Consider the following 19,125-nt stretch of genomic DNA (forward strand, 5'->3'; position numbering starts at 1 on the left):
GCGGGCAAGGGCTTACGCGTCCAGGACGGCGAGGGCGTCGATCTCGATGAGCAGGCCCGCGGGGAGTCCGACGTACACGGTGGTGCGGGCGGAGGCGGGGGCCTTGAGGCCCTGCTCCTCGAAGTAGGCGTTGTAGATCTCGTTCATCTCCGCGAAGTGGTCCACGTCCGTGAGGTAGACGCGCATCATCATCACGTCGTCCCAGCTCGCGCCGCCCTCCTCCAGGATCGCCTTGACGTTGGCGAAGGTCTGGAGGGTCTGCTCGCGCAGGGTGGGGCCGGCCGGGGTGGGCGCCTGGCCCTCGACCGCCGGCAGGAAGCCGACCTGGCCCGCGACCTGGAGGATGTTCCCCTTCTTCACCCCGTGCGAGAACTTGGCGGGCGGGGTGGTGTGCGTGGCGGGGGTGAGGGCGGTCTTCTCAGTCATCGGAACGTCCTTGTGCGGATGGGGTGTTGGGGGTGGTGCCGGAGTATTCGCGGCTGATGGCCTCCGCGGTGCGGCGCACCTGGGGAAGCAGGCTGAGGAGTTCCTCGGCGGTGACGACGACGTTCGGTGCGGAGACCGACATGGCGGCGACGACCCGGCCGTCCGCGCCGTGGATGGGCGCCCCGACACAGTTGATGGACTCCTCGTGGCCACCGAGGTCGGTGGCCCAGCCCTGTTCGCGCACGGTCGCCAACTCCTTGAGGAAGGCGGCCGCGTTGGGTGTCGAACGGGACGTATAGGTGGGGTAGTCGAGCTTCTCCGCGACGGCGCGGCGCTCGGCCTCCGGCAGATCGGCGAGCAGCAGCTTGGCCACGGCGGCCACCGTGATGGCGACGGGCTTGCCGATCCGGGAGTACATCCGCACCGGGTAGCGGCTCTCGACCTTGTCGATGTAGAGGACCTCGCCCTCCTCGTGCACGGCGAGGTGCACGGTGTGCCCGATCCGCTCGTTGAGCGCGACCAGGTGCGGGTGGGCGATCTCGCGCACGTCGAGGTTCTCGACGGCCTCCTGCGCGAGGGCGAAGAGGCGGGCGCCGAGCCGGTAGCGCTGGTCCTCCTGGCGGTAGACGAGCCCGTGCTCGTGCAGGGTGCGAAGCAGCCGCAGCGCGGTGGACTTGTGCACCCCGAGCCGGTCGGCGACCTGCCCGAGGTCGGCGGGGCCCTGCGCGAGCAGCGGCAGGATGCTCAGCGCCCGGTCGACGGTCTGGCTCATCTCGTACGTACCTCCTGGTCGTCCCCCGTCCAGCCGGGGCCGAGACGAAGTCTCCCCCAGGCGGTGTCGTCCAGGGCCACGAGCCGGTCGGCGTGTGCGCGTGCCGGTGGCTGGGTGAGGTCGCCGGGGACGGTGAGCACGGCGGCGGCCATGAGGTGGCCGTGCCGGATGCGGTCGCGTACGGCCAGGCCCCGCAGGGTGGCGGAGAGGAACCCGGCGGCGAACGCGTCGCCCGCGCCGACGGGGGCGACGACGTCGACCCGCGGGGACGGCGCGTGGCACCCGGCACCCATGGCGCCGGCGGCCCCGTCCTCGCGGGCGAAGACCGTCGCACCGGCTGCGCCGCGCTTGACCACGAGCACCTCCGGCTCGGGCAGGGCCGCGCGGATCGCGTCGGCTCCGCGCAGCCCCCAGGCGGCCTCCGCCTCGTCCTCGCCCACGAAGACGAGGTCCGCCCCGCGCGCCAGCTCCAGCAGGACCCGCGGACCGACCGCGTCCCGCCACAGCCCGGGACGGTGGTTGACGTCGAAGGAGACGAGGGGGCGGCCGGGGCCACCAAGAAGGGGCGCCGCGGAACGGCTCGGTGAGGGGCGGTGGTCGGGCGACGGGCGGGCCATGAGGTCGCTCATCAGGGCGAGGCAGTCCTCGGAGAGCGCGGCGGTGATACCGGAGAGGTGCAGGATGCGCCCCGCCCACAGATCGCGCCGGGGCACGTTCGCCGGCGCCATCGCGGAGGCGGCCGAACCGGCGCGGTAGTAGAGGACCTCGTGCCCGTCGGCCGCACGGTCGTCGGCGGTGCGGAAGTAGACCCCGGTGGGCCGCTCCGGGTCGCGGCGCACCGCGCGGACGTCCACGCCGTACGAGCCGATCGCCTCGATGAGATGGTCGCCGAAGCCGTCCGCGCCGACCCGGCTGACCCAGCGCGTACGGTGCCCGGCGGCGGCGAGCGCGCAGGCCACATTGGACTCGGCGCCGCCGATCGTCCGGGCGAAGGCGGGAACATCGGCGAGGCGGCCCGGCCGGGTGGGCACAAAGGTGACCATGGACTCGCCGAGGCACACGACGTCGACCGGGGCGTCGGCGTCGTGCGCGGCGGCTGGGGATCCGGTGGTCACTGCTGGCTCCTCGCTGCTGGCGGTCGGGGCCGGTCATTGACCCGGCGTTGGGCCGGATGTTAGACAGCATCAAGCGATACGCGCAATGGGTGTTGCACATGATGCAACACCCTTGAGGAGGGTGAGGTTTCCGTGGCAGGCACCGATCGCACAGCCAATCTCGCGGCACTGGGCGCCGAACGCGTCGACCACCGTTTCAAGGGGCTGCCGCCGGACGCGGAGGGGCTGACCGTCGCCGAGCTCGCCGCCGAGCGCCGCAACCTGTTCACGGGCGGCTTCACCACGCCGGTCCTCGCGCTGTCCGCCGAGGCCGTCGAGCACAACCTCGCTCTCCTGGAGACGTACGCGCAACGCCACGGGCTGGCCTTCGCGCCGCACGGCAAGACCTCGATGGCGCCCCAGCTCTTCGCCCGCCAGATCGAGCGCGGCGCCTGGGGGATCACCCTCGCCGTGCCCCACCAGGTGCGGGTGGCGCGGGCGTTCGGGACCGAGCGGATCTTCCTCGCCAACGAACTCGTCGACGCGGCGGCGCTGCGCTGGATCGCCGGGGAGCTGGAGCGGGACGAGGCGTTCGAGTTCATCTGCTACGTCGACTCGGTGCGCGGCGTCGAGCTGATGGACCAGGCGCTGCGGGGCTCCGCGCGACGGCTGGACGTCGTGGTCGAGCTCGCCGCGGGCGAGGACGCGCGGACCGGGGTGCGCACGGAGGCCGAGTGCGCGCGGGTCGCCGACGCGGTGGCGGCCACCGGCACGCTGCGGCTCGTCGGCGTCGCGGGGTACGAGGGCGAGGTGCCGCGGGCCGATCCCGAGCGGGTACGCGCCTATCTCGACCGCCTGGTCGCGCTCGCGGTCGCCTTCGACCGGGCGGGGCGGTTCGCGGGGCTCGGGGTCGAGGAGATCGTGCTCAGCGCGGGGGGCTCCGCGTGGTTCGACACGGTGGCGTCGGCCTTCGCCGATGTGCCCCAACTCTCGCTCCCCGTACTGAAGTTGCTCCGTTCCGGGGCGTACGTCTCGCACGACGACGGGCACTACCGAAGGCTCACGCCGTTCAACCGGGTCCCCTCCGAGGGGGCCCTGCGGCCCGCCTTCCAGCTCTGGGCGCAGGTCGTCTCCCGTCCCTCGCCGGAGCAGGCGTTCGTCAACGCGGGCAAGCGGGACGCGGCGTACGACCTCGACCTGCCGGTCGCGCAGGTGGTGCGGGACGCGGTGACGGGGGTGGTACGGGAGGCCTCCGGGATCACGGTGACGGGGCTTTCCGATCAGCACGGGTGGTTGCGGACGGAGGGGGATGTGTCGTTGGCCGTCGGGGACTGGGTGGGGTTCGGGCTTTCGCATCCGTGCACGGTGTTCGACAAGTGGGTCCTGCTTCCGCTGACCGAGCGGGACGGAACGGTGGCGGACTACATCCGCACATACTTCTAACCCGGCCCGGCCCCAACCCCCTGGGGCTCCGCCCCAGACCCCGTTCGCGCCTTAAGGGCGCTCGTCCTCAATCGCCGGACAGGCTGAGGTGCCCGATGCGGGCCAGCACCGAGTAGTTAGGGGCGCGGGGAACTGCGCGACCAGCCCCGCACGGTCCGCAGACGACAACGGGTTTCTCGGGGGCGCGAGGAACTGCGCGAGAAGCGACCACGGTCCGCACATGACCGGGGGTTTTAGGGGCGCGGGGAACTGCGCGACCAGCCCGCACGGTCTGCGGACGAAGACGGGTTCAGGGGCGCGGGGAACTGCGCGAGAAGTGAGCGCGGCCCGCGCGGAAGTGGGCCCGTACCGACAGGAGAGCCGTATGGACCTCGTCATCCGGAACGCCCACGTCATCGACGGCACAGCCACCCCCTCCTACCCCGCCGACCTCGGCCTCACGGACGGCCGGATCAGCGCGATCGCCCACCCCGGTGAGCCCAGGCTCACCGCAAACCGCACCCTCGACGCCCACGGCCTCGCCGTCGCCCCGGGGTTCATCGACATGCACGCCCACTCCGACCTCGCCCTGCTGCGCGACCCGGACCACAGCGCGAAGGCCGCGCAGGGCGTCACCCTGGAGGTGCTGGGGCAGGACGGGCTGTCGTACGCGCCCGTCGACGACCGCACGCTGGACGAGGTCCGCCGCGCCATCACCGGCTGGAACGGCGACGGCGCGGACATCGACTTCGACTGGCGCACCGTCGGGGAGTACCTCGACCGCCTGGACCGGGGCATCGCCGTCAACGCGGCCTATCTGATCCCGCAGGGCACCGTGCGGATGTACGCCGTAGGGTGGGACGACCGGCCCGCGACGCCCCAACAGATGGACCACATGCGGCAGTTGGTGGCCGAGGGCATGGAAGACGGCGCCGTCGGGATGTCGTCGGGGCTCACCTACACCCCCGGCATGTACGCCCCCGACTCCGAGCTCACCGAGCTCTGCCGGGTCGTCGCCCGCTACGACGGCTACTACTGCCCGCACCACCGCTCGTACGGCGCCGGCGCCCTGGAGGCGTACGAGGAGATGGTGCGGCTCACCGGGGACGCGGGGTGCGCCCTGCACCTTGCCCACGCCACCATGAACTTCGGCGTGAACAAGGGCCGCGCGCCCGAGCTGCTCGCCCTGCTCGACCGCGCCCTCGCCGGCGGCGCGGACATCACCCTCGACACGTATCCCTACACCCCGGGGTGCACGACTCTCGTCGCCCTGCTGCCCAGTTGGGCCAGTGAGGGCGGCCCGGAGGCGATCCTGGCGCGGCTGCGCGACGACGACACCGCCGAGCGCATCCGCCACCACCTGGAGGTCGTCGGCGCGGACGGCTGTCACGGCGTGCCCGTCGACTGGGCCACCATCGAGATCTCGGGGGTGAGCGACCCGGGGCTCGCCGGGTGCGTCGGCAAGACCGTCGCGGGGGCCGCCGCCCAGCGCGGCGAGGCGCCCTGGGTCACCGCGCGCCGGCTCCTCATCGAGGACGGGCTCGGGTCGACGATCCTTCAGCACGTCGGCCACGAGGAGAACGTACGGGCCATCATGCGGCACCCGGCGCACACGGGCGGCAGCGACGGAATCCTCCAGGGCCACAAGCCGCACCCGCGCGCGTACGGCACCTTTCCGCACTATCTCGGGCGCTACGCACGGGAGTTGGGCGTGCTGTCGCTGGAGGAGGCCGTCGCCCACCTCACCTCACGGCCCGCGGCCCGCCTCCGGCTGCCCGACCGGGGCCTGATCCGCGAGGGCTACCGGGCGGACCTCGTCCTGTTCGACCCGGACACCGTCGCGGCGGGCGCCACCTTCGACGCCCCGCGCACGCTGCCCGTCGGCATTCCCCATGTCCTGATCGACGGGAAGTTCGTCATCGAGGACGGCAGACGGACCGGCGTGCTGGCGGGCCGTTCCGTGCGGCGGACGCGCGGGGCGCGCTGAGCGGGCCCGTGGTCAGTCCGCGCGCCGCCGTGAGGTAGACGGTGCGCAGCGGGCCGTACTCGGCCGAGTAGGCGAGCTGGGTCAGGGCGAGGGCCTGAAGGGCCTTGGCGCTGCGCAGCGCCGCGACCGGCACGGCGGCCCCCACCACCTGGTCGAGCAGCTCGATGACCACGTCGTAGCGGGGGGCCGGGGCGTCGTACTCCCGCTGGGCGGCGGCCAGCAGCCCCCGCCAGCCCAGCCGCGCACGGGACCGGTCGGTCACGGTCATGGCCACTGCCTCCTGTCGCGCCGGAGCGAGGGTCGTATCGACGCGTACGGGACGCTAGGAACACCCCGCACCCGGCACAACCGCGCCCGCCCGTACATGGCTCAATCCCTCCCCGCGCGGAGCTCGGCGCCTCACTCCCGTGGACGGATCCGAGCGGAGACCTCCCCCGTGTCCGGCGTCCCCGCAGCGATGTGCAGGATGCGGGTCCTGGGGTCCCAGGCCCCGGCGGTGGCGCCCGTGACCTCGCCTCCGTGCGGGAAAAAGCGGGCGGGCAGATACACCTCGGTGTCGCCGCGCACGCCCTCCTTCGGCCGCCAGCTCACCGCCAGGGTGCGCAGCGGCTCGTCCCAGGCGTAGGCGATCGGGTCGCCGGCGACGGCTCTCGGGGCGGGCCGGTCCAGGACCGGCAGGAGCGGGGTGGCTTTGAGGTTCTGGTCCCAAGGCGCCCAGGATCCGGGGTCGTTGGACCAGTAGGCGGTGCCCGCGCCCATGGCGTCGGCGAGGGCCCGCACCTTGGCGACGTACTCCAGGGCGCCGGGCAGCGTCACGTCGAGTCCGTACTCGCCGATGAGCACGGGGGCGCCGAGCCGGCGGGCGGTCTTCTCGGTCTGCTCGCGCCAGGAGGCGAGCGTGCGGTCCACCCACCGTCCGGTGTTGGCGGTGTAGCCGCCGCCGAGGTCCATGGGCAGGGGGTAGAGGTGCGGCGCGTACGCGATGCGGGCCGCGTCTGCGTCACCGCGCGGGTCGGCCAGGTGGGGAAGTCCGCTGGGCAGGCCCCAGTTGGCGCTGACCGCTTCGGGTTCGACGAAGATCCAGGAGTCGTGGTCGACCGCCCGGATCGCGGTGATGGTACGGCGGTAGAGGGCGGCGAGCGGGCCCGCCTCGAAGGCGGGGCCCTGGACGCTGCCGCCGAAGGGCTCGTTCATCAGGTCGTAGCCGACGACCGCGGTCTCGTGGGCGAACCGCGCGGCGATGTGCGCCCAGGCGGCCGCGTAGTGCGCGCGCAGATCGCGGCTCGCCTCGCGCGTGCCCCAGAAGTTGTCGAAGGCCCGCACGGTTCCCGGCTCGATGTACTTGAGCTCCCACTGGTCCTGTTCGGCGACCGGCAGCCCCTCCGCCTCGGTCGCCCACACGGGTGCGCCGTTTCCCTTGACGGCGGGGCCGTAGACATCCTGGTGCAGATCGAGCATGACGCGGTAGCCGCGCGCCCCGTACCAGCGCACCCGCTCGGCGACCCGGTCGAGGTAGCCGTCGTCATAGGTGCCCGGCGACGGCTCCACGGTGCGCCACTGGATGAGGAAGCGGACGAAATTGGAGCCGAGCGCGTCCGATTCGCGTTGCACATCGGCCTCCTTGATCCAAGGGAGGCCGTCCGGTGGGGACTTGGCGCTGCTCGCGGTGTTCAGGCCGGTCAGGACGAGCGCACGCCCCTGGTCGTCGGTGATCCAGCGATGACCGGTGGCCGTGCGCGGTGGGCCCGCCTGGGCCGGGCCCACCGCCACCAGGAGGGCGGCGGCCACCGCCGCCGTCGCGCCCGCCGCCGCCCACCGGATCCCCCGTATCCCCATGGCCGGACTTTAGGGGCTCCGCACGGCGTTCAACACCCCTGCTCACAGCCATAGTTGAGATTTGTTCAGCATCTTCTCATCGGTCGCCGGGTGCCCTAGGGTCCGGCCATGCGTCTGCCCAGAATCGAACCGGCGGTGGTGGCCGTCACCGGGCTCTGCCTCCTGCTCGCGCTGCTCCTGGGCCTCACCCCGGTACTGACCGCGTTCACCGCGCACGGCGGGGCGGTCCTCGTGCCGAGCGCCCTCGGGGTGCCGCTCGCCCTGCCCCCGCTGCGCGCGGTGCCGCTCGGCGACACGGGGTGGACGCTCCTGCTCTGCGAGGACTTCGCGGTGGTGGTCCTGACGGCGGTGGCCGGGCTGCGCATGCGCCGTCATCTGCGGCTGCGCCCGGCCGCGTCCCGCCCGCGCCGGCTGCTCGCGGGCTGGAGCGCCCTGATCGCCGGCGCGGCGGCCGCCGGGGTGTGGCGGGGCCTGGTCACCGCGCGCCTGGTCGACGCGGGCCCGCTCGGCTGGCTCCTGTACGCGGCGGCGGGAGCGCTGTTCGGGGCGGTGTGGGGCGCGGGGCTCGGCTGGCTCACGGCCGTGGCCGCCCTGGCGCGCCCGCGGGGCCCCGGAAGGACCGGGGTGGGGAAGATCTCACCGCCCCCGGACCACAGCCCGTTCCAAGCCGGATTCCAAGCCGGTCCCCGGCCGGCGCCCCGCATTCCCCCGGGCCGCCCCACCCCGCCGCATTGCGATGGAAGCCGGCCTTGACGGGCGCACGCCCGAGCGGACCGTAATCACAGGGCACCCCGCGAAACACGGCCGTAAGGTGGCCGTCATGCAGGTGATCCAGTCGACCAAGCTCGCCAATGTCTGTTACGAGATCCGGGGCCCGGTGCTCGAGGAGGCCATGCGCCTGGAGGCGGCGGGCCACCGCATCCTCAAGCTGAACACGGGCAACCCGGCGGCCTTCGGCTTCGAGTGCCCGCCCGAGATCCTGGAGGACATCCTCCGCAATCTGTCGGGCGCGCACGGCTACGGCGACGCGAAGGGCCTGCTGTCCGCGCGGCGCGCGGTGATGCAGCACTACCAGACCAAGGGCATCGAGCTCGACGTCGAGGACGTCTACCTCGGCAACGGCGTCTCGGAGCTCATCCAGATGTCGATGCAGGCGCTGCTCGACGACGGCGACGAGGTGCTGGTCCCCGCGCCCGACTACCCGCTGTGGACGGCCTCCGTCTCACTCGCGGGCGGCACCGCCGTGCACTACCGCTGCGACGAGCAGTCCGACTGGATGCCGGACCTCGCCGACATCGAGCGCAAGGTCACCGACCGCACCAAGGCCATCGTCATCATCAACCCGAACAACCCGACGGGTGCGGTGTACGACGACGAGATGCTGCGCGGCCTCACCGAGATCGCCCGCCGCCACAACCTGGTCGTCTGCTCGGACGAGATCTACGACCGCATCCTGTACGACGGCGCCACCCACACCCCGACCGCCGTGATCGCCCCCGACCTGATGGTCCTCACCTTCAACGGCCTCTCGAAGAACTACCGGGTGGCGGGCTACCGCTCCGGCTGGCTCGCGGTGTGCGGGCCGAAGGCCCACGCCTCCTCGTACATCGAGGGCCTGACCATCCTCGCCAACATGCGCCTGTGCGCGAACATGCCGTCCCAGCACGCGGTGGCCACCGCGCTCGGCGGCCGGCAGTCGATCGAACAGCTCGTGCTTCCGGGCGGCCGGCTCCTGGAGCAGCGCGACACGGCGTACGAGCTGCTGACGCGGATCCCCGGCGTCACCTGTGTGAAGCCGAAGGGCGCGCTCTATCTGTTCCCGCGTCTGGACCCGAACGTCTACAAGGTGAAGGACGACCGGCAGATGGTCCTCGACCTGCTGCGCGCCGAGAAGATCATGGTGGTGCACGGGACCGGGTTCAATTGGCCGGAGCCCGACCACTTCCGGATCGTGACGCTGCCGTCCACCAAGGACCTGGCGGACGCGGTGACGCGGATCGGGACCTTCCTGGACGGCTACAGCCAGATGTAATGGCCGCCGGAGGGGCGGCGGCCGCTCGCCGATCCACGGCTGGCCCCGGCTCAACTTTAGACAGAATCTAAGCTAGGATGGCCTCCTGAAACACTCAGGAGGCCATGCGCATGTACGAGCCGATCCGCACCAAGTCGGTCCACAGCACGGTGGCCGCCGACGACACCCGCATCCCGCACCGCTCCCGCGAGGAGGAGCTGGACATCCAGCTCGCCGGACACCTCTCCGCGCTGCTCGCCGTCACCGACGAACTCGGGCTCACCGAGGCCGGGGACGCCATCGCACGGCAGATCGCCCGGCTGCGCGGCGGACTGCCGCCGGTGCGCCACGCCGGGCTCAGCGGCGCCGACCCCAAGGCCCTGCACACCCGTGCCCACGCGCTCGCGGGCCGCGCCCTCCTCGTCGCCGCCTCCCGCGCCGACACCGCCGCGGCGATCCTCGCGGCCGAGCGCATGGACGCCCACGCGGCGGCCGACGCGCTGCCCACCGCCGCCTGAGGCGGCCCCTGTTCGGCCCCGGTCCGCGAGCCGCGGAGGTCTGCGGACCGGGTGCCACACATCCCCAAGTACCGGGCGCGGAGCCGGAGTTGGCGTACGCGCTCGTCGGCGTACGCGAAAAAAGGGCCGGCCCCCGGAGCCGTGAGGGGACTCCGGGGGCCGGCCTTCGCGCGGCGGGTCACGAGTGACCCCACAGGTCAGGGCGGATGTCGAACCGACCCGCCGCGAGCACCTCCGGCCGGGCCAGGACAGGCGGCCGTGACCGGAGGGGGTTTTCGGGGCGGTCAGCCCAGGCGGGAGACCAGCGCGCGGTACTCGTCCCACAGCTCCTTGGGCGCGTGGTCGCCGAAGGTGTTGAGGTGCTCGGGGACCAGCGCCGCCTCCTCGCGCCAGACCTCGGTGTCGACCTTGAGCAGGAAGTCGAGGTCGGCCTCCGGCAGGTCAAGGCCGTCGGTGTCCAGGGACTCCTTGGTCGGCAGGATGCCGATCGGGGTCTCGACGCCCTCGGCCTTGCCTTCGAGACGCTCCACGATCCACTTCAGGACGCGGCTGTTCTCACCGAAGCCGGGCCACACGAACTTGCCCGCGTCGTTCTTGCGGAACCAGTTGACGTAGTAGATCTTCGGCAGCTTGGCGGCGTCCGCCTGCGCGCCGACCTTGACCCAGTGGGCCATGTAGTCGCCCATGTTGTAGCCGCAGAACGGGAGCATGGCGAACGGGTCGCGGCGCAGCTCGCCGACCTTGCCCTCGGCGGCGGCGGTCTTCTCGGAGGCGACGTTCGCGCCGAGGAAGACGCCGTGGTTCCAGTCGAAGGACTCGGTCACCAGCGGCACCGCGGAGGCGCGGCGGCCGCCGAAGAGGATCGCCGAGATCGGCACGCCCTTGGGGTCCTCCCACTCCGGCGCGATGGTCGGGCACTGCCCGGCCGGCACGGTGAAGCGGGCGTTGGGGTGGGCGGCCGGGGTGTCGGACGCGGGCGTCCACTCCTCGCCCTTCCAGTCCGTGAGGTGCGCGGGCGCCGTCTCGGTCATGCCCTCCCACCACACGTCGCCGTCGTCGGTGAGCGCGACGTTGGTGAAGACCGAGTTGCCCCACAGCGTCTTCATGGCGTTGGCGTTGGTGTGCTCGCCGGTGCCGGGCGCGACGCCGAAGAACCCGGCCTCGGGGTTGATCGCGTACAGCTGACCGTCCTCGCCGAAGCGCATCCAGGCGATGTCGTCGCCGATCGTCTCGACCTTCCAGCCGGGGATCGTCGGCTCCAGCATGGCCAGGTTGGTCTTGCCGCAGGCGCTCGGGAAGGCCGCGGTGACGTACTTGGCCTCGCCGTTCGGCGGGGTCAGCTTCAGGACGAGCATGTGCTCGGCGAGCCAGCCCTCGTCCCGCGCCATGACGGAGGCGATGCGCAGCGCGTAGCACTTCTTGCCGAGCAGGGCGTTGCCGCCGTAGCCCGAGCCGTAGGACCAGATCTCGCGCGACTCGGGGAAGTGCGAGATGTACTTGGTGGTGTTGCACGGCCACGGCACGTCGGCCTCGCCCTCGGCGAGCGGCGCCCCCAGGGTGTGGACGGCCTTCACGAAGAAGCCGTCGGTGCCGAGCTCGTCCAGGACGCGCTGTCCCATCCGGGTCATGGTGCGCATCGAGACGGCGACGTACGCGGAGTCGGTGATCTCGACGCCGATCGCGGAGAGCGGCGAGCCGACGGGGCCCATGCAGAACGGCACGACGTACATCGTGCGCCCGCGCATCGAGCCGCGGAAGATGCCCTTCTCCCCCGCGAAGAGGTCCTTCATCTCGGCCGGGGCCTTCCAGTGGTTGGTCGGGCCCGCGTCCTCCTCCTTCTCGGAGCAGATGAAGGTACGGTCCTCGACCCGGGCGACGTCACGGGGGTCGGAGGCGGCGTAGTACGAGTTGGGGCGCTTGGCCTCGTCCAGCTTCTTGAACGTGCCCTTGGCGACGAGCTCCCCGCACAGGCGCTCGTACTCGGCCTCGGATCCGTCGCACCAGACCACACTGTCGGGCTGGGTCAGTTCCGCGATCTCGTTGACCCACGAGATCAGTTCCTGGTGCTTGGTGGGGACAGAGAGGGGAGCCGCGATATCGCGCGCCACGATCGCTCCTTGATGAGGGTCTGGAGGGTTTGACGTCGGGTTGACGTACTACTTCATTGCCGCCCCGTGGGGGCTGCGACCCGGATGCTTGACCCCGTGGATCCCTCTGGCGCTCATCCGGTGCCGACCGCACTCATCTGATCTTCCGCGTCGTTCGCCCATATGTCCAGGGGGCCTCTCACGTGAGCATCACCACTTACCGCCTTCTTAACTGCCATTTGCCGTTCACTTACCCGCCGGTCGCCGGACGCTCGGTAACACCCCGTACCTATGCGTAACTTACGGAGCCGTAGGTAGCATTCGGACCATGACTGATCAGGTGACGGCCCGCGCGATCGACCCGGTGACACAGATGGTGAAGCCCAAGATGCGCGGCTGGCTGCACGCCGGGATGTTCCCGGCCGTACTGATCTCGGGCCTGGCGCTGATCGCGTTCGCGGACTCCCCCACGGCCCGGATCTCCTGCGGGATCTTCGTCCTGACCGCCTGTCTCCTCTTCGGGACCAGCGGCATCTACCACCGGGGCACCTGGGGCCCGCGCGGCGAGGCGATCCTGCGCCGCCTGGACCACGCCAACATCTTCCTCATCATCGCGGGCACCTACACCCCGCTCACCCTGCTCCTGCTGCCCGGCTCCACCGGCCAGGTCCTGCTGTGGGCGATCTGGGGGGCCGCCCTGGCCGGCATCGCCTTCCGCGTCTTCTGGATCAACGCCCCCCGCTGGCTCTACACCCCCTGCTACCTGGCGATGGGCTGGGCCGCGGTCTTCTTCCTGCCCGACTTCGCGCGCACCGGCGGCATAGCCGTCCTGGTCCTGATCATCGTCGGGGGCCTGCTGTACAGCGCGGGCGGCGTGATCTACGGCCTCAAGCGCCCCAACCCCTCACCGGCGTTCTTCGGCTTCCACGAGGTCTTCCACTCCCTGACGCTGGCGGCGTACGTCGCCCACTACGTGGGGATCTCCCTAGCAGTCCACCAACACGGCTAACCCTGCGCCCCGCTCCCACCCAGCCCCCTCCGGCCGGCGCGCACGCCTCGCGCAGTTCCTCGCGCCCCTGAACCCGCTCTCGGCCTGCGGGCCGTGGTCGCTTCTCGCGCAGTTCCTCGCGCCCCCGGAAACCCGTTTTCGGCTGCGGGCCGTGCGTGACTGGTCGCGCAGTTCCCCGCGCCCCTAACTGCTCGGTGCGGGGGCAGCTACAGCCTGTCCGGCGATTGAGGACGAGCGCCGTTCAGGCGCGAACGGGGGTGCAGGGGGCGGAGCCCCCGCAGGGGTCTGGGGCGCAGCCCCAGGGCTCAGCCCGTTCAACCCGCCGCACGGGCGGGTGGGTGGGCAAACCCGCGGGGTCTGGGGCGGAGCCCCAGGGGCCGGAGCCAACCAACCCGCCGCACGGGCGGGCGGGTGGGCAAACGGGGCGAGGGCGTCAGGAGAGGGTGTCCGCCAAGGACTCCGGCGTTGTCACCGGCGCCGCACAAACAAACCGCCGACACACATACGCCGCCGGCCCCCCACCCACCAACGGCCGATCCACGAGCAGCGGAAACTCCTCACCCCCCGGCACCCCCACCGCCACCACCGCCCCCGGCGCGGCAGACAGCAGCGCCGTACGGTGCAACGCCCCCGTGCGAGGGTCCGTGGGCGCGCCCACGACGGCGATCTCCCGGGGCCCGTCGAGCAGCGCCTCGGCCGCCGCGAGCCCCCACCCGATGAACCGCGGCGCCCGCGGCCCGAGCGCCCGGACCACCCCGAGCGCCGACTCCGCCGCCTCCCGGTGCGCCGAGGACCCGGTGTGCGCCGCGTAGGACAGCAGGGCCGACGCCGCGGCCGTCCACCCCGAGGGCGTCGCGTTGTCCGTGGGGTCCTGGGGCCGGCGGATGAGCCGCTCCGCGTCGTGCGCGGTGTCGTACAGCACGCCCCCTTCGCCCACGAACTGGTCCAGGACGATGTCGAGCAGGAAGCCCGCGAACTCCAGCCAGACCCCCTCCCCGGTGACCCCCGCGAGCGCGAGGAAGCCTTCGGCGACGTCGGCGTAGTCCTCCAACACACCCCGGTTGGCGCCGACTTGACCGTCCTTGGAGGTCCTGGCGAGCCGGGCGTGGGCGTCCATGTGGACCCGTACCAGCACGTCCGCCGCCTCGGTCGCGCGCTCGACGAGGTCCGGGCGGTCGAAGAGCGCGCCGACCTCGCAGATCGCGGCGATCGCCAGTCCGTTCCAGGCCGCGACCAGCTTGTCGTCGCGCCCGGGACGCTCCCGCAGCTCGCGCGCCGCGAGCAGCCGGCTCTGGGCGTCGGCCGACAACTCCCCTCCTTCGACCGGGAGTTGGAGGACGGAGGCGCCCTCCTCGAAGGTGCCCTCCGCCGTCACCCCGAAGTGCCGGGCCGCCGCGAGGCCGTCCTGCTCACCCAGGACCTCGGTGAGCTGCGCGGGCGTCCACACATAGAAGGCGCCCTCGACATGGCGTCCCGTACCGTCGTCGCTGTCGGCGTCGAGCGCGGAAGCGTAGCCGCCCTCGTTGGTGCGCAGCTCGCGCACCATGAAGTCGGCGGTCTCCAGGGCGACCCGGCGCGCCAGTTCCGAGCCGGTGACCCGCCACAGGTGCGCGTACACCCGGCACAGCAGGGCGTTGTCGTACAGCATCTTCTCGAAGTGCGGGACGAGGGTCGCCCCCGGCCGAGGGCGCAGCACGTAGCGGTGGAAGCCGCCGCCGAGCTGGTCGTAGAGGCTGGAGCGGGCCATGGTCTCGCACATGCCCTCGGCCATCTCCAGGGCCGCCTCGGACCCGGTCCGCGCGTGGTGGCGCAGCAGGAACTCGATGACCATGCCCGGCGGGAACTTGGTGTCGCCGCCGCCCAGCCAGCCGCTGGCCGGGTCGTACTCCCGGGTGATCCCGAGCCGCGCCTGGGCCAGCTCCTCCTCGCCGGGCAGCCCGCCCGCGCCGTGGTCGAGTTCGCGGGCCGCCAGATCGCGGGTGATCTTCTCGGCGACCTCGGTCACCTCCTCGCGCCGGTCGGCCCACGCACCCCGGACGCCTTCGAGGACCTGCCGGAAGGACGGCATGCCGTGCCGGGGCTCGGGCGGGAAGTACGTACCGAAGTAGAAGGGCTCGCCGTCCGGGGTCATGAACACGGACATGGGCCAGCCGCCCTGCCCGGTCGCGGCCTGCACGGCCTCCATGTAGACGGCGTCCACGTCGGGCCGCTCCTCGCGGTCCACCTTGATGTTCACGAAGTGCTCGTTCATGAACGCCGCCGTGACCTCGTCCTCGAACGACTCGTGCGCTAGGACATGGCACCAGTGGCAGCTGCTGTAACCGACGCTGAGCAGCACCGGAACCCCGCGTTCGCGGGCCTCCTCGAAGGCCTCGGGCGACCAGGGCCACCAGTCGACGGGGTTGTCGGCGTGCTGGAGGAGATAGGGGGACGTCTCATGGGCCAGGCGGTTCGGCATGACCCCATACTCCCCCACCGGGGAGATGATCCGCCGACTCCCTCGCGCCGACGCGCGTCACCCACGACACTTGGGGGCGCAGGACGGACGACGGGGCTCTCGGAGGGGGACGCACATGCGGGACAGCCATCGGGCCGAGGCCGAGCGGCTGTTGGTACGCGCCGTGGAGGAAGAGGTACGGCGCTCCGGCGGACGATCCGACGCGAACACGCTGCTCTCCCGGGGCCGGGGCGCGCTCGACGCGCTGGCCCGGAGCGCCGCGGAGGAGTACGACGCCTATACGCGGGCGCTGGACGAGGCGGCGGCCGGACAGCTCTCCTTCGGGGAGCGCTTCACGCGGGATGGAGGGCCAACTGCCCTGCTGGCGACGGGAGTTGGGGCCTTGGCGGCGCTGGTCGCCGACCTGGGGCTGGGGCTCGGCGCGGGCGGCGCGGTGGGCGCGGGGGCGGCCGTGCTGGTGGCGGGGGCCGCGGCGACCGTCGCCAAGGTGACGGCCTCGCACGTGCCGGCCGCCCACCGCAGGGCCGGGGCGCTGGGCCAGCCGGGCGGCCCGGAGCAGCTGCGCCTGGCGTGGCTGACCGCCCTGGAGGTGCGGGGCATCCGGCCGTTCCTTGACCAGCAGCGGGCGGTGAGCCCCAAGGCGCCGCAGAAGAAGGTGCCCACGCAGTTGCGCGGCACGGACAAGAGCGCGGCGGCCCGGCGGCGCTCCGTCCTGGAGCAGTCCTTCGGCCATCTGCCCGACCCCCGGGGCCCGTTCGCGGGACGGCGGGTCGAGCTGGCGCGGATCGGGCAGTGGGTGCAGGCGGCCCGCGCGTCCACCGAGACCCGCCCCGTGGTCGTGGTCCTGCACGGACCGCCCGGTTCGGGCCGCAGCACCCTCGCGGTCCGCGCCGCGCACGCCCTGCGCGACCAGTTCCGCGGCGCCTGCCTGGTCGACATGCGCGGCGGCACCCTGGCGGGCGAGGGCCCGCTGCCCACCCGCGACGCACTGCTGCACCTGCTCAACCGCCTCGGCGCGCCGCGCGAGCAGCTCCTGTTCCGGGGCGGGGTCTCCCCCGACCGGGCGGAGTCCGGTCCCCGGGGAAGGTCCTCCTCCGAGCAGCAGGTGCGCCGCCTCGCCGAGCTCTACCACCAGCATCTGACGGGCCTGCCGGTCACCGTCGTCCTGGACGACACCGACGACGTCGAGCAGGTGCGCACCCTGGTGCCGCAGCGCTCCGAGGGCCTGGTCCTGGTCACCTCCTCCCGGCCGCTCGACCTGCCCGCCGACTTCCCCGCCTGGGTGCACCAGTTGGCGGTCGAGCCGCTGGACGCGGCGGGCGCGGAAGAGCTCCTGCGGGAGTCCGCCGAGGAGAAGGAGACGGGCCCCTACGACGCCGAATCCACCGAGCTGGTACGCCAGTTGTGCGGCGGACTGCCGTTGGCGCTGCGCATCGCCGGGTCCTCGCTCGGGCCCCGCTCGGCGCGTGCGCTGGCTACGGACCTAGGGGCGTACGGCCCGGTGGCGCCCACCGAACGCGCCCTGTGGCTGCGCTACACCGACCAGTCCGAACCGGCCCGCCGGCTCCTGCGCCGGCTGGCGCTCGCCGGGCGGGCCTCGCTCGGCGCCGCGGCTGCCGCGGCCCTGCTCGCGGCCGATGAGCAGGAGGCCGAGCGCCAGCTCACCGCGCTCGCCACGGCCGGGCTCATCGACCACGTGCGCGGCAGCCGCTACCGGCTGCACGACGTCGTACGGTCCTTCGCCCAGGCGCGCCTCGCCGACGAGGAGGAACCGGCCGAGCGGGCCGCCGCGCAGGAGCGGCTGATCCGTAACTACGCGGAGCTCGCGGACGCGGTGGGCCGCATGGTCGACGGCAAGATGTCGACACGGGCGGGTCAGTTCGGCGGGCACGGCTTCCCGTCCCTGGACGCGGCGCTGCGCTGGCTGGACGACGAGTCCAGCTTCATCACCGCCGCGCTGCGCCAGGCGGAGGGCGTCGACCAGGAGGCCGTGCTCAGTCTGCTCGGCGCGCTGTGCGACTACTGCCTGCTGCGCGGCGACCTCTACCGCCTGGGCGAGATCAGCGAGCTGACCCAGGCCGTGGACCAGGGCCTGCTCGTGCGGTCGGTGCAGTGGCGCACCGGCATCGCCGCCCGCCAGCTCGGCGAGCTCGACACGGCCCGTACGACGCTGTCCTCGGTGGTCAGCCTCTACCGCGAGGCCCACCACGACGCGGGCCAGGCCCTGGCGCTGTGCTCCCTCGGCATCACCCTGCACCACCAGGGCAACCTCGCCGAGGCGGCGGCCCGGCTGCGCGAGGCGATCGACCTCCAGTCGGGCGAGGAGCTGTCCGGGGACCGGGCCTGGTCGCTGCACGCGCTCGCCGCCGTGGAGCGCGACCGCGCGAACCTGTCGGGCGCGCTGGCCCTCCTGGACGCCGCCCTCGCCCTGCACCGCGAGAACGAATCGCTGCACGGCGAGGCCTGGACCCACTTCCAGCTCGGCCAGCTGTATCTGCGGACCGGTGAAGTGGCGCGCGCGGAGGGCGAGTTGGACACCGCGCTCGAACTGTACGGGCGTACTCGCGACGGCCGCGGCGAGGCCTGGGCGCTGACCCAGCGGGCCCGGGCCCGGCTCGTCGACGGCGACGCGCAGACGGCCGTCGACGGTCTGAACCAGGCCCTGTCGCGCCACCGCGAGCAGGAGGACGCGCGCGGCGAGGCGTGGACGCTGTACTACCTGGGCCAGGCCCTGGAGGAGCGCGGCGACCGCGACCGGGCGGTGCGCGAACTGGAGCGGGCCCGCACGATGTTCTCGCGCATGAGGGACGTGTACGGGCTCGCCTGCGCCCGCCACCACTCGGGCCGGGTCACCCGCGACCAGCGCGCCGCCCAGACCGGCAACCTGCGCAACTCCGGCTTCGCCCGACAGCTCCTGGTCGACGCGCGCGCCGACTTCCACCGCATCGGGGTGGCGCACGGCGAGGCCTGGACGTGTCTGGAGCTCGCGTTGATCGACGCGGGCAACAGCCGTCCGGGCCCGGCCCTCGCCCTGTGCGACGAGGCGACCGCGCTGTTCGCCTCGTACGACGACCGGCGCGGTGGCGACTGGTCCCGCTTCCTGCGCTGCACGCTGCTGCCGTACGCGGGCGCGGGCGGGGTGGAGGTGGGCACGGCGGTGGCCCAGGAGGAGGTGGCCCAGCTGCTGCGCGCCGGGCACGGCGCCCGCGACGCCAAGCTGGAGGACTGCGCGCAGGCGTACGCGCTCATGCTGGAGCGCGGCATCTCCCTGGAGGCGGGGTGGCAGGCCTGGCAGCTCGGCATGGTCCCGGACCGGCACGCCCGGGAGGTCATGGGAGTGCCGGTGGAGGCGGGACGCTGAGGGCCGCCGTCGCGAACCGGCCGGTGCAGGCGGCATCCGCCCGGGTCCGCCTGGCGGCCGCCCTGCCGCCCCCACGCGGACAAGGGCCGTCCTGCGCACGATGACACGCGGCAGGCCGGCCGCTCCGACGGGCGGAGACGGCCG

At 72.8% G+C, this 19,125-nt stretch carries 14 protein-coding genes; 7 read left to right on the forward strand and 7 right to left on the reverse strand.

What is annotated here, in order from left to right; all coding sequences use genetic code 11:
* Positions 1-12: 12 nt before the first annotated feature.
* Genes DWB77_RS14630 through DWB77_RS14640 form a run of 3 tightly spaced genes read right to left on the reverse strand, consistent with a single transcriptional unit; the run spans position 13 to position 2,241 of the window.
* A complete protein-coding gene (locus DWB77_RS14630; RefSeq protein WP_120721695.1) occupies positions 13-426 on the reverse strand; it encodes a RidA family protein in 414 nt (137 codons plus the stop codon).
* The gene (locus tag DWB77_RS14635; RefSeq protein ID WP_120721696.1) at positions 419-1,198 is read right to left on the reverse strand and encodes an IclR family transcriptional regulator; all 780 of its coding nucleotides are present in this window, start codon (positions 1,196-1,198) and stop codon (positions 419-421) included. Before DWB77_RS14635 ends, DWB77_RS14630 begins: the two co-directional genes overlap by 8 nt.
* On the reverse strand, positions 1,195-2,241 hold the full coding sequence (locus DWB77_RS14640; protein ID WP_120727790.1) for a sugar kinase: 1,047 nt from the start codon (positions 2,239-2,241) through the stop codon (positions 1,195-1,197). The genes DWB77_RS14635 and DWB77_RS14640 overlap by 4 nt, the downstream gene beginning before the upstream one ends.
* Before the next feature lie 204 nt (positions 2,242-2,445).
* Here DWB77_RS14640 and DWB77_RS14645 point away from each other — a divergent pair, with 204 nt between their 5' ends.
* Both DWB77_RS14645 and DWB77_RS14650 read left to right on the forward strand, forming a co-directional pair.
* Positions 2,446-3,735, forward strand: a complete 1,290-nt coding sequence (locus DWB77_RS14645; RefSeq protein ID WP_120721697.1) for an alanine racemase — start codon at positions 2,446-2,448, stop codon at positions 3,733-3,735.
* 220 nt (positions 3,736-3,955) lie between these two features.
* Positions 3,956-5,701, forward strand: a complete 1,746-nt coding sequence (locus DWB77_RS14650; protein WP_120721698.1) for an N-acyl-D-amino-acid deacylase family protein — start codon at positions 3,956-3,958, stop codon at positions 5,699-5,701.
* Here DWB77_RS14650 and DWB77_RS14655 read toward each other — a convergent pair.
* Both DWB77_RS14655 and DWB77_RS14660 read right to left on the reverse strand, forming a co-directional pair.
* Positions 5,631-5,969, reverse strand: coding sequence for an alkyl sulfatase dimerization domain-containing protein (locus tag DWB77_RS14655; RefSeq protein ID WP_120721699.1), 339 nt, complete (start codon positions 5,967-5,969; stop codon positions 5,631-5,633). The genes DWB77_RS14650 and DWB77_RS14655 overlap by 71 nt on opposite strands.
* Before the next feature lie 131 nt (positions 5,970-6,100).
* Entirely contained in the window at positions 6,101-7,537 is a 1,437-nt protein-coding gene (locus DWB77_RS14660; RefSeq protein WP_120721700.1) for a cellulase family glycosylhydrolase, read from the reverse strand.
* A 108-nt stretch (positions 7,538-7,645) separates the two neighbouring features.
* On the opposite strand from DWB77_RS14660, the gene DWB77_RS14665 reads away from it, so the two are divergent.
* The 3 genes from DWB77_RS14665 (at position 7,646) to DWB77_RS14675 (ending at position 10,066) form a co-directional block, all read left to right on the forward strand.
* On the forward strand, positions 7,646-8,290 hold the full coding sequence (locus tag DWB77_RS14665; RefSeq protein ID WP_162952533.1) for a hypothetical protein: 645 nt from the start codon (positions 7,646-7,648) through the stop codon (positions 8,288-8,290).
* Positions 8,291-8,357: 67 nt separating this feature from the next.
* Complete coding sequence (locus tag DWB77_RS14670; protein ID WP_120721702.1) at positions 8,358-9,569, forward strand: pyridoxal phosphate-dependent aminotransferase; 1,212 nt, start codon at positions 8,358-8,360, stop codon at positions 9,567-9,569.
* A gap of 110 nt (positions 9,570-9,679) precedes the next feature.
* Complete coding sequence (locus tag DWB77_RS14675; protein WP_120727791.1) at positions 9,680-10,066, forward strand: hypothetical protein; 387 nt, start codon at positions 9,680-9,682, stop codon at positions 10,064-10,066.
* Between the two features lie 284 nt (positions 10,067-10,350).
* Here DWB77_RS14675 and DWB77_RS14680 read toward each other — a convergent pair whose 3' ends face one another.
* On the reverse strand, positions 10,351-12,174 hold the full coding sequence (locus tag DWB77_RS14680; protein ID WP_120721703.1) for a phosphoenolpyruvate carboxykinase (GTP): 1,824 nt from the start codon (positions 12,172-12,174) through the stop codon (positions 10,351-10,353).
* A gap of 307 nt (positions 12,175-12,481) precedes the next feature.
* Here DWB77_RS14680 and trhA point away from each other — a divergent pair, with 307 nt between their 5' ends.
* Positions 12,482-13,162 carry a PAQR family membrane homeostasis protein TrhA gene (trhA, locus tag DWB77_RS14685; RefSeq protein ID WP_120721704.1) on the forward strand — a complete coding sequence of 227 codons (681 nt, stop codon included), beginning with the start codon at positions 12,482-12,484 and terminating at the stop codon, positions 13,160-13,162.
* 433 nt (positions 13,163-13,595) lie between these two features.
* Here trhA and DWB77_RS14690 read toward each other — a convergent pair whose 3' ends face one another.
* On the reverse strand, positions 13,596-15,620 hold the full coding sequence (locus tag DWB77_RS14690; RefSeq protein WP_120721705.1) for a thioredoxin domain-containing protein: 2,025 nt from the start codon (positions 15,618-15,620) through the stop codon (positions 13,596-13,598).
* Between the two features lie 115 nt (positions 15,621-15,735).
* Here DWB77_RS14690 and DWB77_RS14695 point away from each other — a divergent pair, with 115 nt between their 5' ends.
* Positions 15,736-18,981, forward strand: a complete 3,246-nt coding sequence (locus DWB77_RS14695) for a tetratricopeptide repeat protein (RefSeq protein WP_120721706.1) — start codon at positions 15,736-15,738, stop codon at positions 18,979-18,981.
* The last annotated feature ends 144 nt before the right edge of the window (positions 18,982-19,125 follow it).

Source organism: Streptomyces hundungensis (assembly GCF_003627815.1).
In the GTDB taxonomy this organism is placed as follows: Bacteria; Actinomycetota; Actinomycetes; order Streptomycetales; family Streptomycetaceae; genus Streptomyces; species Streptomyces hundungensis_A.